The organism is Microbulbifer agarilyticus (assembly GCF_019800665.1).
Taxonomy (GTDB): domain Bacteria; phylum Pseudomonadota; class Gammaproteobacteria; order Pseudomonadales; family Cellvibrionaceae; genus Microbulbifer; species Microbulbifer agarilyticus_C.
On record NZ_JAHVKO010000004.1, the window covers coordinates 692,825 to 708,588 of the forward strand.

Sequence of the window (15,764 nt, forward strand, 5' to 3'; positions counted from 1 at the left end):
TGGCGCGCTTCCGTTATTCCTATACTGGCGCGGGGAACTGCGGTTTCTCCCGCCGACACTGCCTAGTACTTAGCTATTACGTAAATGGTTTGCTGCTTGAAGGCGTTTTTTGAAATTGTCAGGGTTTAACAAATTCTTGAATTTGAATCTGGAAGCCATTGCGCAACGCGCTGTGCACACTGCGCCCTTTGCTCAGGCCTGCATCTGACGCCCACTCGACCAACTGCTGCGGCGCGAAACCTAACCACAAGTCGCCGCAGGCATCCCGCGCCCAGTCCTGCGCGTGGTCGTGCAGGTCGGTAATCAGCAGCTGCCCGCCGGCCCTTAAAGACTTTTGCAGATCGTGAAAAATCTGCGCGGGATCTGGCGTGTGGTGCAACACCATATTCACCACAATGCAGTCCGCGCTCTCCGGGCGGGCTGCGGCGGCACGTGTGTCATCACACACGAACTCGATATTCTGCAGGCCCTTCTCATCGGAAAATGCCTGTGCGCGCTCGAGCATGGTCTGGGAAAGGTCCAGCGCGGTTACCGTACCGAAGCGACTGGCCAGCTCCTCCAGGAATTCCCCTTCACCTGGGCCAACCTCGAGCGCGTGACGGCCGGGTTTCAGCAGCTGTGCTACCTGAGGGCCGTAGACGCTATAACTGGCGATCAGCTCCTGCTGCTCGCGGAAGCGATTGCCGTAGTCGGCAAAGAAGCGGCGCGAGGCCTCGGCACGCTCTGCAGCAACCTGGGTCACGGTGGAGGCGCGGTCAGCACTCAGCGGCAGCTGGTCGAGACCGCTAAACAGTTGCTGGAGCAGTTCACTGTTGGCGGTGCGCCGATAGAACAGGTTGTTGCCTTCGCGGCGTTTGCTCACCAGGCCAGCCTGGGAGAGCACCTTCAGGTGGTGCGAAAGCGCTGGCTGGCGCAGGTCGAAGATGTGGCACAGCTCCAGCACGCTGTAGGAGTCCTGCGCCAACAGGCGCAATATCTCCAGGCGCAACGGATCGCCGGCGGCCTTAAGGGTCGCCGCCAGTTGCGGAATCTGGTTGCTGGCATGTTGTTTGTCATCCCCGGCCGGTTGGCTGGAGGCACTATTGGACTCAAGCATGGCGGGGAGTCTAGCAGTGCTTTTGATCTATATCAAAAACTTTTGATTTAGCTGTATTCAAAAAAATTGATGCAGATGGGGTGAATTCCATGGAGAATCCCGCGGGTACAGCAGGATTGCTATTTGTTAGGAAAATGTTGCTGTGCTGAAGTAAGAAACGAACCCTTAGACTTTACGCCCCACCGGGTAGTACGGGAAAATACGCCCCCCGTTTTGCCGGGCAGCATCAGCGTCGGCAAAAAGGGACCGCGGCATACTGGCCGTCAGAGCCGGAACCGCAGCGCATCTGATGAACCGAAGATCCCAAACCGAGAGATCCCTATGTCTTCTACTCCGTCTCGCACAGAAAAGGCTAACGCCATCCGCGCCCTGTCTATGGACGCGGTCCAAAAAGCCAACAGTGGCCACCCTGGCGCCCCCATGGGTATGGCAGATATCGCTGAAGTGCTGTGGAACGACTATCTGAAACACAATCCGGCCAACCCCGAGTGGGCGGACCGCGACCGCTTCGTGCTGTCCAATGGCCACGGTTCCATGCTGCTGTATTCCCTGTTGCACCTGGCGGGTTATGACCTGTCCATCCACGAGCTGCAGAACTTCCGTCAGCTGCACGCCAAGACTCCGGGTCACCCGGAATACGGCTACGCCCCGGGCGTAGAAACCACCACCGGCCCGCTGGGCCAGGGCATCACCAATGCAGTGGGTATGGCGCTGGCCGAGAAAGTAATGGCAGCCCAGTTCAACCGCGATGGCTACGAGCTGGTGGACCACTTCACCTACTGCTTCTTCGGTGACGGCTGCCTGATGGAAGGCATCTCCCACGAAGCCTGCTCCCTGGCCGGCACCCTGGGTCTGGGCAAGCTGATCGGCTTCTACGACGACAACGGCATTTCCATCGACGGTGAAGTAGAAGGCTGGTTCACCGACGACACGCCCAAGCGTTTCGAATCCTACGGTTGGCACGTGATCCCGAACGTAGACGGTCACGATCCGGCGGCGATCAAGGCGGCGATTGAAGAGGCGCGCGCGGTAACCGACAAGCCCACCATCATCTGCTGCAAAACCGTGATCGGATTTGGTTCCCCGAACAAGCAGGGCCGCGAAGAGTGTCACGGCGCACCGCTGGGCCACGACGAAATCGCCCTGGTACGCGAAACCCTGGGCTGGAAACACGAGCCTTTCCACGTACCGGAAGACCTGTACCACGCGTGGGACGCGCGCGCCAAAGGCGAAGCGCAGGAAGACGAGTGGAAAGACATCTTCGAAGACTACAAAGACGCCCACCCGGAACTGGCTGCCGAATTTGAACGCCGCATGAGCGGCGAACTGCCGGCGGACTTCATGGCTAAGGCCGACGAGTACATCAAGCAGTGCCAGGCGGATGCCGAGAAAATCGCTTCCCGTAAGGCCAGCCAAAACAGCCTCAACGCCTACGGCCCGCTGCTGCCGGAATTCCTCGGCGGCTCCGCCGACCTCGCCGGCTCCAACCTCACCATCTGGTCCGGTACCAAAGGTGTAAGCGCAGACGATGCCTCCGGTAACTACGTTTACTACGGTGTGCGCGAATTCGGCATGAGCGCCATCATGAACGGTATCGCCCTGCATGGCGGCTTCGTACCGTACGGAGCGACCTTCCTGATGTTTATGGAATACGCCCGCAACGCCGTGCGTATGGCCGCGCTGATGAAGCAGAAGGTTATCTTCGTATACACCCACGACTCCATCGGCCTGGGTGAAGACGGCCCGACTCACCAGCCGGTAGAGCAGCTGACTGCACTGCGCGCTACCCCGAACCTGCAGACCTGGCGCCCCTGTGACGCCACCGAGTCCGCGGTAAGTTGGAAAATGGCGATCGCTCGCAGCGAAGGCCCCAGCGCGCTGATTTTCAGCCGTCAGGGCTTGGCCCCGCAGCCGCGTACCGATGAGCAGCTGGCCAATGTTGAAAAGGGTGGTTACATCCTGCGTGATTGCGATGGCGAACCGGAAGCGATCATCATCGCCACCGGCTCCGAAGTCGAGCTCGCCACCGCTGCCGCCGAACAGCTGTCCGGCCGCAAGGTGCGCGTTGTGTCCATGCCATGTGCCGAAGCCTTCTCAGCACAGAGCGCCGACTACCGCGAGTCTGTACTGCCATCTTCCGTACGCGCCCGCGTTGCCGTGGAAGCTGCGCACAAGGACTACTGGTACAAGTTTGTCGGCTTCGACGGCGCCATCATCGGTATGGAAACCTTCGGTGAATCCGCACCGGCTGGTGACCTGATGAAGCACTTCGGCATCACCACCGATAAAGTGGTTGAGGCTGTAGAAGGTCTGCTGAAGTAAAACGTTCGACCCCGCTACAAATGAGCGGGGTCTGAATCGCAGGCTGGGTATCGGATGCGGATTTTCAGGAGCGTCGCAAACAGGAGGTTTGCGCCGCAACGCCCAGGGATGGGTTTACAGTGGTCCTGAAAATCCGCATCCGGTAGCCAGCCGCCACCGCACGACAACCGAGCATTGACCAAGGGCGGTGGACATAGCCCGAGGTATACATGCCCAACCCGATAAGACTCGCGATCAACGGCTACGGCCGCATAGGGCGCAGCGTTCTGCGAGCCCTGTACGAATCCAACCTGCGCGATCAATTGCAGATCGTCGCCATCAATGAGCTGGCCGACTGCGCCACCATTGCCCATCTCACCAAATACGATACCGTCCACGGTCGCTTTATTGGCGATGTCGCCGTGCAGGACGACACCCTGCTGGTGAACGGCGACAAAATTTCCGTAACCCATTACAGCGAGCTGGAAGACCTCGATTGGCGCACGCCACCAGTCGACATCGTCCTCGAGTGTACTGGCAGTTTCACCGAGCGCGAACGCGCCGAACTGCACCTCAAGGCCGGAGCCCAAAAAGTCATTTTCTCGCAGCCCGCGAAAAATGACGTCGATGCCACCATCGTCTACGGAGTTAACCACGGTACGCTGAGCGGCGAGGAAACAATCATCTCCGCCGCGTCCTGTACCACCAACTGCAGCATTCCCGTAATCGCCGCGCTGGACAGCGCTTTTGGCATTGATGCCGGTGTGATCACCACCATCCACTCGGCGATGAATGACCAGCCGGTGAACGATGCCTATCACCACACCGATTTACGCAAAACGCGCTCTGCCATCGGCTCCATTATTCCGGTGGATACTGGGCTCGCCCGCGGCATCGAACGCATACTCCCGGAAATGGCCGGCAAGTTTGAAGCCCAGGCCATGCGCGTACCCACCATTAACGTTTCCGCCATTGATCTTTCGGTGCAGCTGCATCAGTCGGTCACCCAGGCGGAAGTCAACGCCGTGCTCAAGGCCGCGGCGCAAACCGGGTACTGTGGAGTTCTTGGGTACAGTGAAGAACCGCTGACTTCGTCCGACTACAACCACGATCCGCGCTCCGGCATCGTCGATGCCAGTCAGACCCGTGTTGCCGGTGGCAAGCTGGTCAAGGTGTTGATCTGGTTCGACAATGAGTGGGGTTTTGCCAATCGCATGCTCGATGTGACCCGCGCCCTGTACGGGCAGTCACTCGCGTAGTTCCGTGGAGATCATACTGCTTACCCATGAGCGTGAACTGGCGAAGCCCACAAATACCGGCAAGTTAGCGTTAGTGGGTGAGGCGGCAGCCGTAGTGCGCCGTGTGGTATGGAAGCGCACCGAGCCGGATGTGCAATTGCTGCAGCTATTACAGCGAGCTGATACGGGGCTTGTATATCCGAGTAGCGAAGTACACGAAGAGAATGCCGCTACGGAATCTCTCTCCGTGGAGGATTGCCAAACGTTTATTCTGCTGGATGCCACCTGGCAGGAAGCGCGCAAAATGTTTAATCGCAGCGCCTACCTGAATAGCGCCCCGCGTGTTGAGCTGACACCCGGTCGCCCATCACGTTTCAATTTACGCCGCAACCAGCGCGACGGCGGCCTGTGTACCGCCGAATGTGTGATCGAGATTCTGCGCGCTAAGGGTGAAAACTCTGCAGCGGAAGAGCTTGAAGCGCGTTTCAGCGAATTTCTGCAGGCGAGCAAATAGTTTTAACGAGTTCCACAGGAGCCGAGCCGAGTTTTATACGGCTGAAAATCCTCCAAGAACGTATTGAAGTTCGCGCGAAACAGCGCGCAGGACTTGGTACTATCGTCCGACGTGCCGCAACAGCGCATGGCTTCGCCCAGCGCCCGCTCCGATGCCGCATCAAACGCTGTGGATTGCCCAGCACCGTACATAATGCTGTCTTCCCATGTCTTTGCCGGGCGCCAGGAATTATTGCCGTAGGCACCGCCGTAATAGCAACCGGTGCCCTGCAGGCAATCCTGCCCGATATTTTCCGTGCCCCAGGCAGGAGTGCACTGTGAGGCAAAATAGTCGTCCTCGTTGCTGCTCGACCAGGCGCAGCAGGTGGGGTTGCCGTTCTCATCGGTCGCACACTCACCCGCTTCCGAACGGTTGTACGCCACGCAGCTACCCCGATCGGTAAATGACGGGCAGACTGCATTTTCCGATTGGGTGTACTCGCTTGCCGGTTTGAAGTTGTTGCACCATTTACTGCAGCCGGGGGCGTCCAGGTTGGCCCATTCACGGGACAGTTCACTGGGCCAGCCCTCAACCGCGGAGCCATCTTGATTGACGCCGCCGTCATACAGGTCGGCGAGGCCAAAATTGTGCCCCACCTCGTGAATCACAATGTTGCGCAGGTAATACAGCGCGGTTGCACTATCTTGCCAGTCGCGGTCACTGGCGATATAGATCACTTCGCCTCCAGATGCGCCGAAGTCCGCCTCGGCGATGACGATCTTGATCACACCCTGTAAATCATCACCACCACATTGCTGATAAATCGACTGATGTATCTTGTCGACATCGCAGCTAAAGCCACCGCTATCAATGCGGTTACACCCTAGTGCAGCAAAGTCATCGAGATCTAACTGGTAAAAACCGAACTGGTGCTGGTATTCCGCAAAAGGCGCGAGCGCGTGAAACTGATTCTCCAGTGCATCCTGCACAATTTCGTCGAAGTACGGCGCTGAATCCAGGTTGGCAAAAATTACCTTGAATGGCGCTTCGGCACTGCCGGAAAAGGGCGTGCACTTCTCGAGTGTTGCGTATTCACCGGGAGCCACGACCTGGGTTCCGCCACTACTGCCTGAACTGGGCGGAGAGCCGGAGGAATCCGAACCGCTCCCCGGGGCGTAAGAAGGTGGCGGCGCCTGGATCAGGTCGCTATCGCTACTACCTGCTTCATTACCGCCGCCGCAGGCGCTGAGTAGCTGTAGTACAGCTAGGATTACTAGGAGTCGTAGAGAGGGGGCCAGGCTCTGGACAGGGGAACACATAAGGGCGCTCTTATTATCGCGTTATTCTGCTGTTCCCTGCGCTGCAGCATATGACTGCCCGGTGTTATGGCTCCTGACCGAATTGCGCAAAAGACCGCATTCTATGGGCCGATTTCCATTGAAGCCAGTGGTAAAAAGCTGGAAACTTGAGGTGGATATCTGGTCAAAAAATCAGGCAGATCCGCCTGTTGAACATAACTCTGGTAAAGGAGAGGAAAGTGAGAAAATTGTTTCTGTGGATGGCGTTGCTGGTAGTTACTGTTCCAGCAATGGCGCTTGAGGTGGGAAGCCCGGCGCCGGAATTTTCTTTGAAAGCTTCCGATGGCAAAACCTACACGCTGTCCGATTTCAAGGGCAAGCAGGCGGTCGTTATTGCCTGGTATCCCAAAGCCTTTACCAAAGGCTGCACCATCGAGTGCAAGTCGCTGGCCGAAAATGGTGATCTGATTCGTGAATACGATGTGACCTATTTCATGGCCAGTACTGACGACCTGGAAGACAACACCAAGTTCGCCGAAGAGATGAAGGCAGACTTTCCCCTGCTGAGTGACCCCACCGGTGAGGTCGCCGAGGCCTACGACGTGAAAATGCCGGTACTCAATATGGCCAAGCGTGTGACTTTCTACATTGGTAAAGACGGCAATATTCTGAAGATTGATCGCGATATTCAGCCTGCCACCAGTGCCCAGGATATGGCACAGACCTTGGGCGAGCTGGGTGTGGATAAAAAGTCCTGATCGCCAAATAAAAAAGGCCGCATACCTTTTGGGGGGATGCGGCCAAACACTTGGGGAGTGTTAGGAGTCTCGCTCTCGAGGTAGTGTCTGTGGTTAACCTCGGCGATCGAATTTAATCAGGTCGAGCCCGTTCAGCTCTGGGATGGCGCGGTGCAGCTCGGTCTCCAGCGTGTCGAGAGATTCCATTTGCGCGCACAGCGCATCTGCGCGGGCTTCCAACGCTTCCGCTTTTTCTTCTACTAATGCTTCCGCTTCTTCTGCTGCCGCTTCGGCGCGTGCTTCTACACTGCGGCCGCCGGTAAATACCGCCTTCATCGCGTGCCAGGCGATCTTGCCGGCAGAGCGGGTCGCCAGTGCTGCGATTCGTGGTTCCAGTTCTTCTTCAAGGGTGCTTTCCAGTACTCCCTCCACCCACGGGGTGCCAAATGAGTACACATCACCTGGGTGCTGCAGCTTGGCGATCACCTCGCTGCGGATCAGGCTGGACTCGTGCAGGAAGTATTCGGTATCCGGGTCGTCGGGCCCCGCAAGGGCCGTCAATGCAATGCCCAGCCCCTCCAGTGCCACGTCGACCGCGGCAACTGCCAGCAGGGATACCTCTTCGCCAGTGTGGTGCAGTTGCTGCTGGTATTGCTTCATCAGCTTTTGCTGATCCGCCGTCAGAGTCAGGCCATCGTCGCCCACAGCCAGCTGATCCGGCTTGCTGAATGCAATCAGTGGTGCCAGGTCGTTTTCATCACGCACCTCCAGGAAGTCCGGCCCGACGGTCACCTGATGATGCATGGAAACATTGCAGCTATTTCCATCATGGGAAATGGACACATCTTCCGCCGCGAAAGTGACGGTTGCCATGGTGGCCAGGGCGGCGAAGGTAAACGGGAGTATCGGCTTCATCGGGAATTCCATAACAGGTGTTTTGGGTATGACCCATCGATGAGCGCTTTTGGATGCACCGCTGGTAAAAAAAATCTGGCACACATATTGCTCATGTCTGAGTAACTGATCACCAAATACTGATGTTCACGGATATCGCTCCGGATATTGTGCTGAATATTGCGCCGCAAACCGCGCCGCACCGTTAGAGAACCCGAAAAAAGTTACCCGTAAGTTTGCAAGCACTAATCGAGTGCGCTGCAGGGGGTTCCTTTGCCCGAAACAAATTCATCAAGAATAAAAACGTTATGGCAATCACAAAAAAAGGGGTCACCAATGAAACGACAGTCTCTTAAACAGAAGTCACTTAGCTGTGCAATCGTCGCCGTTATCGCCAGTAGTACGATGGCATCCAGTGCGCCGGTGCTGGCTGAAGAAATCGAAGAGGTCGCGGTAACCGGTGTGCGGGGGAAACCGCGCTCGGTATCGGATTCGCCGGTACCGGTTGACGTGTTTGGCAGTGAAGCGTTGGAATCGGTATCGCACACGGATACAAACGATGTTCTGAAAACACTGGTTCCTTCTTATAACGTATCTCGCCAGCCAATCAGCGACGGTGGAACCTTTATCCGCCCGGCGCAGCTGCGAGGTATGCCAACAGATAAAACCCTCGTGCTGGTAAATTCAAAGCGTCGCCATCGGGCGGCGCTGGTAGAAATAGGCGGTTCCGGCACCCAGGGCCCGGATATCGCAACCATTCCCAGCTCCGCCTTGAAGTCGGTTGAGGTGCTGCGTGATGGTGCGGCCGCGCAATATGGTTCAGACGCGATCGCGGGCGTGATCAACTTTATTCTCAAGGACAATGCCGAGGGCGGCTCTTTTGGATTGCGTACCGGTGAATACAGTGAAGGCGATGGCTTCCAGTCCACTGCAACCGCCAATGTAGGTATGCCCCTGGGGAGTGAAGGCTTCCTGAGTATCTCTGGTGAAGTTTCGCAGCAGGATTTCACCTCCCGCAGCGAACAGTACTGCGAAAATTGGTTCTGTCTGGAAGAGCAGGATCCCGAATTTATTGAGGCGGCAAAAAATGCCTCATTGGAAGGCGATGTCGTGCAGCCTTGGGGGCAGCCAAATGCGGAGGCCGCACGGATGTTCTTTAACGCCGGCTACGATATTGCCGACGGTATGCAGTTGTACGCGTTTGGTAACTACTCCGAAAGCGAAGCCGATGGCAGCTTTTACTATCGTTACCCAAATAATGGCACCATTATGGATCTTCGTACCGAAGATGGTTCCATTTACAGTCCGCTGGAAAAATTTCCCGGCGGCTTTACTCCAAGATTTTCCGGTGAAGTCACCGACTATTCGGCAGCGTCCGGGGTAAAAGGCGAGACAACTTCGGGGCTGCTGTACGATTTCAGTGCGCGCTACGGTTACTCGGAAGTTGCGTACACCCTGAAAAATACCATTAACCCATCCATGGGACCCGACAGCCCAACCGAATTCAACCCCGGAACACTCGCCAATGAAGAAATGCAGATTCAGGCAGATTTCTCCAAAGAGTTGAGCATTGGTCTGCCCAGTGATGTGGTTGCGGCCTTTGGCTTCAGTTATATGGACGAGTCTTATGAGCTGAGCGGCGGCGATGTCGATTCCTACACCGCGGGACCCTACGCGACTCAAGATCCATGGGACTTCTGTAGCGCAGACGGCACACCGACTGCCGCGGGGCAGGCCGTGATCGATAACGGTTCAACCCTGGACTGTAGCCTGGATGGTGACGACCCGGTATACACGGTGGTGGGCGTCGGCTCAAATGGTTTCCCCGGATACGCACCGGAGTACAGCGGTAGCTACTCCCGCGATTCCTATGCGGTGTATGGTGACTTGAGCACGGATCTTTCCGATCAATTGTTCGTGCAGGCCGCAGTACGCTTTGAAGATTACTCCGATTTTGATGCAGAGCTGGTCGGTAAACTGGCGATGCAATATGACGTGACCGACAGCATTGGCCTGCGTTCATCCATTGGCACCGGCTTCCGCGCACCCACCCCTGGGCAGCAGGGCACCACCAATGTGTCTACTCGCCTGCCGAATGGTTTCCCGGTTGCCACCGGCCTTTTTCCGGCCAGTAGCGATGTCGCCGCCGCATTGGGTGCGGAGCCGCTCAAACCGGAAACCTCCACCAACTTTACCTTCGGTATGACGGCCGATTTCGACGATCTCAGTTTGACCATCGATTTCTATCGCATCGATGTTGATGACCGCACCTATGCGATCTCCACCCTGGATGTATCGGCCGGTAGCGGAAGTGGCTCCGATTACGCCAATTACCTAGCGCTGGTTGATGCGGGGGTTGTTGGTGCCGAGTCCATTGGTGGGGTCTTCTATTTTAGTAACGCGTTTGATACCCGCACCCAGGGTGTCGATCTGGTTGCGACTTATCCGTTAAGCTGGGCGAATGAAAGCACTACCAACCTCACCGCATCGGTGAATTACAACAAATCGGAATTTACTTCGGATCCATCGGACTATCTGAATGATGAGGACCAGTACGATTTCGAAAACTTTGAGCCAACACTGCGCGGCGCGGTGACTGCAACTCACGACTTTGGTGCACTGTCCTTTATGGCACGTGCGAACTGGTATGGTAGTTACAAAAATTCGCAGGGTTCCGATGGCGGCTTGATTTATCAGACCTATGATCCGGTGGTGCAGGTGGATCTGGAAGGTAAATACCATATAACCGACAACACCAATGTGAGCCTGGGCGGTCGTAACATCTTTGACGAGTACCCGGAAAAGGATGCTCTGGGTGACTACTGCTGTGGCGCGCTGTACGCATCGGACACGGTGGTGGATTGGCAGGGAAGCTTCTACTATATGAGCCTAAACCACGATTTCTAATCACGTTGTTTGTTCTACCACTTTGATCCCCGCAATGCGGGGATTTTTTGGTTCTGAATTCGTCGTTAGACACGCGGGCATAAAAAAGGCCAGCAGAGCTGGCCAGTGAGCGAATTCAGCGAGGAGCATCAGCCCATACGATGCAGCACCTTGGGTAGCGCGGCGGTATATTTCTCTACATCGTCCAAGTGTCCCATGCTGACCCGAGACCAGTTAGTGTAGTCGCGATAAATGCCTCGTATCAGTACGTTTTCCTTGGCCATTTCTGCACGGAAAGTTTCCGCATTCAACTCTCCGAGGTTCACAAACGTAAAATTGGTAACGGAGGGGAGCGCGGAAAGCCCATGCTCTTTCAGTGCAGCGGTGACCATTTCACGGGCTTCCAGCACTTTTGCACGCGAGTAATCCATAAAGCGATGGTCTTCGTAGCAGGCAATCGCTGCCGCAAGACCGGCCTGGTTCAACCCGTACCAGCCGAGCCCATACTTTTCCATCTGCTCGATCTTTTCCGGCTGCGCAATCAAATAACCAACACGCATACCGGCCAATCCGTAAATCTTGGAAAAGGTACGTGCGACGATGATATCGTGCCCATTCTTTACCAGGGGAATGACGGTATTCAGGTCGCTGTTGTCGGTGAGCTCGTTGTATGCCTCATCTGCCAGTACGGTGCACTTCTTTGATGCCTTGATACAGAAGTTGCGCATAGCTTCCGGGTTGATCAGCATACCCGTCGGGTTATTCGGATTGGTAACCTGAACCATGGAGATAGTGTCATCGATGGCGTTGTACATGGCATCGAGATCAATGGCTAGGCTTTCCAGTTTTGGGAGCCGTTTGATCTCACCGATACTCTGAATCTCAACCACGCGCGACGTGGTATCCCAGAACAAGTCTGGTCCGAGAATATTCCCGGTCTGCGCCGCAGTAATTGCGGCGGCGGCGAGTCCGGCGCTTGAGCCAGAGCCGAGGGTGACATGCTCCGGGGTCAAACCATGTCGTTCAGCAATCATGGTTTTCAGGCGCATGACGCTGTCATAGACGTAATAGGCCCCCTTCTGGCTTGCCTCCATCATTGCCTTGAGTGCAGCCGGACTTGGCCCATAGGGATTTTCATTGGCGTTGAGTTTTGCGACGCCTGGAGGCGGGCCATAGAGTGCCGTTGGGCGTGTTATTTCTTTGGCGCTTGTCGCCAGGCTGGCAGTGCTTGTCGTAGCCAGAGCGGCGGAGACGCTGGCCGTGGCCCCCTGTAGAAACAACCTTCTGCTGAGTGATTTATGCATTATTTTCCTCCCGGTAAGGTCAATGGTGGTGCATTTGATTTACACCGTGTTGTGTCGGTCAGGCCTTGGCAAACATGGCCATGGACACTGCTATCAAATAAACGCCAAACAGACGCTTGAGGTGGAGCTCATTCAGGCTATGCGCCCAGCGAGCACCGATGGGCGCAGATATAATCGAAAAAATTGAGATGGCGATCAGTGCCGGAACATTGATATAGCCGACGGAACCTATTGGCAGGTTTGGCGCGCCCAGGCCCATCAGCAGGAAACCGATGGCGCCTGGAAGTCCGATAAGAAAACCAATACCCGAAGCCGTTGCCACAGCCTGGTGCGCTGGTCGATTGCACAGCACCATGGTCATCACCGTTATGGTGCCGCCGCCGATACCGAGTAAGGAGGAAAATCCCCCCAGAAAGCTTGCCAGGCTCGCACGGGCAAACCCGGTGGGCATATCAAGTTTGCCCTTTAGGCCGTCGAACAGATTGGGGAAAAGAAAATAGATGGAATACAGCAATACCCCACCGGCAAATACATAGATCAGACTTTTGCTGTCGGTAAAGGATGCTATGTAGAGCCCTGCGCCGACCCCCAGAACGATCCATATGGACCAGTCCCGTAATACCTTAAAATCTACTGCCCCCCGCTTACTGTGGGCCTGTACCGAGCGTGCCGAAGAAATCACAATGGAGGCGAGTGAAGTGCCCACCGCGACGCGCATCATCTCGTCGCTGGCGCTGTGCAGGAACGGGAACACCGCAAGTAGTGCAGGAACCACTACGAACCCGCCACCATTTCCAAATAGTCCCGCGGTGATGCCCGCAATCAAACCTGCAGCGCACAGCAGCAGGATGAACAGAGATATTTCCTCGAAACTCATCGGCTCCCCCAGATTGTTCTTCGTTGAACAGGTTGTAAAAAGCATTAACCGTGCCAACGAGTGCGGATGCCTGGTGGAGGAGCCGATGCCGTGGGTGAAGCGAGTGTTTTTGAAGATCAATGGACGTCGCCGACCGAAATCATCGACTTTGCGTGTTATGCGGTGAACTGAATTTGTGCGGGTGGTACTCTTCCGCTGTGTCTAACAATGACCAATACGTTTTTTGGGGGGACCATGCCACGTCGGTCGATTTTTGCTGTTGTTCTATTAATGGGCGCTTTGTCGCTCAGTGTTTTTTCACGCGCGGAGTCTATTGCCACGATCACCTCCGGTATGGAGCGGCAGCAGGGACTGTTTGATTACTTCTGGGACCCCCAGCAGGGGCGGCTGCTATTGCAGGTCGATACGTTCGACCGCGAGCTGCTCTTGCTCACCGGGCTCGCGCAGGGCTTGGGGTCCAACCCGGTTGGCCTGGACCGCAACCAGGTGGGTGAAAGCCGAGTGGTTAAATTTGAGCGGGTCGGCAACAAGGTATTGCTGCACCAGGTAAATCTGAAATACCGGGCCCTGTCGGACAACCCGGCCGAGCGTCGCGCCGTATCCGAAGCCTTTGCTTCGTCGGTGATTTGGGGGTTCAAGGTGCTGGGTGAAGAAGCGGGCGCGGTGCTGGTGGACTTCACTCCGTTTGTCTTGAGCGACCAGCACGGTATTGCTGCGCGGCTCAAGCAAGCCGGCCAGGGAAGCTATAGCCTGGATAAGGACCGCTCTGCGATCTACCTGCCGCGGACCAAAAGCTTCCCGCAAAATAGCGAATTTGAAGCGCAGCTAACCTTCGCCGGCAGCGACCCGGGCAAATACATGCAGGAGGTGGTACCTACCCCGCAGCTTGCGACCCTGCGCCAGCATATTTCTCTGGTGGCCCTCCCCGACGATGGCTACCAGCCGCGACGCTTTCACAGTAACTCCGGATACTTCCCGCTGATTTTTCGCGACTACGCCACCGCCATCGACCAGCCCATGGATCAGCGACTGATCTTCCGGCATCGACTGGAGAAGCGCCCGGGCAGCAACGAGCTTGTAGAGCCGATTGTGTATTACGTTGACCCGGGTGTGCCGGAGCCGGTACGCAGTGCCCTGATCGATGGCGCAAGCTGGTGGAACGACGCGTTTGAGGCTGCCGGTTTTGAAAACGCCTTTCAGGTGAAGCTGTTGCCGGAAGACGCGGATCCACTGGATGTACGTTACAACGTGATCAACTGGGTGCACCGCTCCACCCGCGGCTGGTCGTATGGGTATTCGATTTATGATCCGCGCACCGGTGAAATTCTCAAGGGGAATGTCACCCTCGGGTCCCTGCGAGTACGCCAGGATTTCCTGATCGCCCAGGGCCTGCTGCAGCCCTATGGCAATAAGGATGCGGATACCGAACAACTTAAGGCGATGGCGCTTGCGCGTATTCGCCAGCTTTCCGCCCACGAGGTTGGTCACACCATCGGCCTTGCGCATAATTTTATTTCCAGCACGGAAGATCGCGCGTCGGTAATGGACTATCCAGCCCCGCTGGTGACTTTGGCTGGCAGCAAGCTCGATGTAGAAAATGCCTACGCATCGGGTATTGGCGCCTGGGATAAGCTGGCGATCCGCTATGGTTACGGCGTGGCCGAGGGCGATGAAGCGGAATATCTCGCCGGCGTGCTCGAAGAGGCGCAGCAGCAGAAGCTGCGCTTTATAACCGATCGGGACTCTCGCAGCATTAATAATGCCCATGCCTATTCCCATCTCTGGGATAACGGGCGAGAGCCGCTGGACGAGTTCCAGCGGATGACTGAGCTGCGCAAACACGCACTGGAGAACTTTGGTCCTGCAGTCAACATGGCGGACACTGCGCGCTCGTCGCTGGATGAAACCCTGGTGCCGGTGTACTACGGACACCGCTACCAGGCCGAGGCAGTCGGCAAGCTGATCGGCGGGCTGGATTACGACTATCTGTCGAATGACGCCGGTGACGCGAGTTATCAACTGGTCTCTGCCGATCAACAGCAGCAGGCGATCGACGCGCTGGCGCAAACCCTGCAGCCGGAGTTCTTAACCCTGCCGGAGCGCGTGCTGAAACTCTTGCCGCCCAAGGCGTTCGGTTACAGTCGCAGCAATGAGAGCTTCCCTGCATACACTGGCGTGGCATTCGACGGGATCGCCATGGCGGAGGCTGCCGCAGGGCATACCTTCTCTATATTGCTTGATCCGCAGCGTGCTGCGCGTCTGCAGGAACAGCAGGCGCGCCGCGGTGATGGCCCCGGCTTCAATACCCTGCTCGCACAGCTTACCGAACAGTCATTGGCGAGTGAGCAATATACCGGGCTGCAGGCGGCCATCCACCAGCGGGTTAACCACGTGTATATCCACCACCTGATGTTACTGGCAGGCAACAAGCAGGCACCCGAGTCCGCCCGCGCACGGGCGAATTTTGAGCTGGCTAAATTCCAGCACGCAATCGGCGCAATGAAGTTGTTTGGTGAGGATCCACACGGCTACAACGCGCACTACTTTTATGAGGCAAATCGTATCGCCGCATTTATGGATGGCGAATTGAAGGTGGAGAAAGGGGATCTGAAACCCATGCCGCCGGGCTCGCCGATCTAG

Annotated in this window: 11 protein-coding genes; 6 read left to right on the top strand and 5 right to left on the bottom strand. The window is 56.5% G+C overall.

Annotated features, from left to right (window positions below; genetic code table 11):
- Positions 1-118: 118 nt before the first annotated feature.
- Entirely contained in the window at positions 119-1,096 is a 978-nt protein-coding gene (locus KUV22_RS12435) for a metalloregulator ArsR/SmtB family transcription factor (RefSeq protein WP_222231535.1), read from the bottom strand.
- A 321-nt stretch (positions 1,097-1,417) separates the two neighbouring features.
- On the opposite strand from KUV22_RS12435, the gene tkt reads away from it, so the two are divergent.
- The 3 genes from tkt to KUV22_RS12450 all read left to right on the top strand — a co-directional run bounded on the left by tkt (position 1,418) and on the right by KUV22_RS12450 (position 5,149).
- Positions 1,418-3,418, top strand: coding sequence for a transketolase (gene tkt / locus KUV22_RS12440; protein WP_222231536.1), 2,001 nt, complete (start codon positions 1,418-1,420; stop codon positions 3,416-3,418).
- Positions 3,419-3,627: 209 nt separating this feature from the next.
- Positions 3,628-4,656, top strand: a complete 1,029-nt coding sequence (gene gap / locus KUV22_RS12445; protein WP_222231538.1) for a type I glyceraldehyde-3-phosphate dehydrogenase — start codon at positions 3,628-3,630, stop codon at positions 4,654-4,656.
- A 4-nt stretch (positions 4,657-4,660) separates the two neighbouring features.
- On the top strand, positions 4,661-5,149 hold the full coding sequence (locus KUV22_RS12450; protein WP_222231539.1) for a tRNA-uridine aminocarboxypropyltransferase: 489 nt from the start codon (positions 4,661-4,663) through the stop codon (positions 5,147-5,149).
- Between the two features lie 2 nt (positions 5,150-5,151).
- On the opposite strand, the gene KUV22_RS12455 is transcribed toward KUV22_RS12450, so the two are convergent.
- The gene (locus tag KUV22_RS12455) at positions 5,152-6,447 is read right to left on the bottom strand and encodes a hypothetical protein (RefSeq protein ID WP_222231541.1); all 1,296 of its coding nucleotides are present in this window, start codon (positions 6,445-6,447) and stop codon (positions 5,152-5,154) included.
- 218 nt (positions 6,448-6,665) lie between these two features.
- Here KUV22_RS12455 and KUV22_RS12460 point away from each other — a divergent pair, with 218 nt between their 5' ends.
- Positions 6,666-7,184 (top strand): peroxiredoxin, encoded by a 519-nt coding sequence (locus KUV22_RS12460; protein WP_224918078.1) that lies wholly within the window; start codon positions 6,666-6,668, stop codon positions 7,182-7,184.
- A gap of 93 nt (positions 7,185-7,277) precedes the next feature.
- On the opposite strand, the gene KUV22_RS12465 is transcribed toward KUV22_RS12460, so the two are convergent.
- The gene (locus tag KUV22_RS12465) at positions 7,278-8,078 is read right to left on the bottom strand and encodes a DUF2884 family protein (protein ID WP_222231543.1); all 801 of its coding nucleotides are present in this window, start codon (positions 8,076-8,078) and stop codon (positions 7,278-7,280) included.
- A 315-nt stretch (positions 8,079-8,393) separates the two neighbouring features.
- On the opposite strand from KUV22_RS12465, the gene KUV22_RS12470 reads away from it, so the two are divergent.
- Positions 8,394-10,964 carry a TonB-dependent receptor plug domain-containing protein gene (locus KUV22_RS12470; protein ID WP_261319477.1) on the top strand — a complete coding sequence of 857 codons (2,571 nt, stop codon included), beginning with the start codon at positions 8,394-8,396 and terminating at the stop codon, positions 10,962-10,964.
- A 128-nt stretch (positions 10,965-11,092) separates the two neighbouring features.
- On the opposite strand, the gene KUV22_RS12475 is transcribed toward KUV22_RS12470, so the two are convergent.
- Together KUV22_RS12475 and KUV22_RS12480 are read right to left on the bottom strand one after the other, a co-directional pair.
- Positions 11,093-12,247 carry a pyridoxal phosphate-dependent aminotransferase gene (locus KUV22_RS12475; RefSeq protein ID WP_222231545.1) on the bottom strand — a complete coding sequence of 385 codons (1,155 nt, stop codon included), beginning with the start codon at positions 12,245-12,247 and terminating at the stop codon, positions 11,093-11,095.
- Positions 12,248-12,305: 58 nt separating this feature from the next.
- Positions 12,306-13,244: a sulfite exporter TauE/SafE family protein gene (locus KUV22_RS12480; RefSeq protein ID WP_261319478.1), complete on the bottom strand. Its 939-nt coding sequence runs from the start codon at positions 13,242-13,244 to the stop codon at positions 12,306-12,308.
- A gap of 114 nt (positions 13,245-13,358) precedes the next feature.
- Here KUV22_RS12480 and KUV22_RS12485 point away from each other — a divergent pair, with 114 nt between their 5' ends.
- Positions 13,359-15,764: a zinc-dependent metalloprotease gene (locus tag KUV22_RS12485; RefSeq protein ID WP_222231547.1), complete on the top strand. Its 2,406-nt coding sequence runs from the start codon at positions 13,359-13,361 to the stop codon at positions 15,762-15,764.

Coding starts and splice junctions, on each gene's coding strand:
- KUV22_RS12435 (WP_222231535.1), bottom strand. CDS start 1,096: ATGCTTGAGTCCAATAGTGCCTCCAGCCAACCGGCCGGGGATGACAAA.
- tkt (WP_222231536.1), top strand. CDS start 1,418: ATGTCTTCTACTCCGTCTCGCACAGAAAAGGCTAACGCCATCCGCGCC.
- gap (WP_222231538.1), top strand. CDS start 3,628: ATGCCCAACCCGATAAGACTCGCGATCAACGGCTACGGCCGCATAGGG.
- KUV22_RS12455 (WP_222231541.1), bottom strand. CDS start 6,447: ATGTGTTCCCCTGTCCAGAGCCTGGCCCCCTCTCTACGACTCCTAGTA.
- KUV22_RS12465 (WP_222231543.1), bottom strand. CDS start 8,078: ATGAAGCCGATACTCCCGTTTACCTTCGCCGCCCTGGCCACCATGGCA.
- KUV22_RS12470 (WP_261319477.1), top strand. CDS start 8,394: ATGAAACGACAGTCTCTTAAACAGAAGTCACTTAGCTGTGCAATCGTC.
- KUV22_RS12475 (WP_222231545.1), bottom strand. CDS start 12,247: ATGCATAAATCACTCAGCAGAAGGTTGTTTCTACAGGGGGCCACGGCC.
- KUV22_RS12485 (WP_222231547.1), top strand. CDS start 13,359: ATGCCACGTCGGTCGATTTTTGCTGTTGTTCTATTAATGGGCGCTTTG.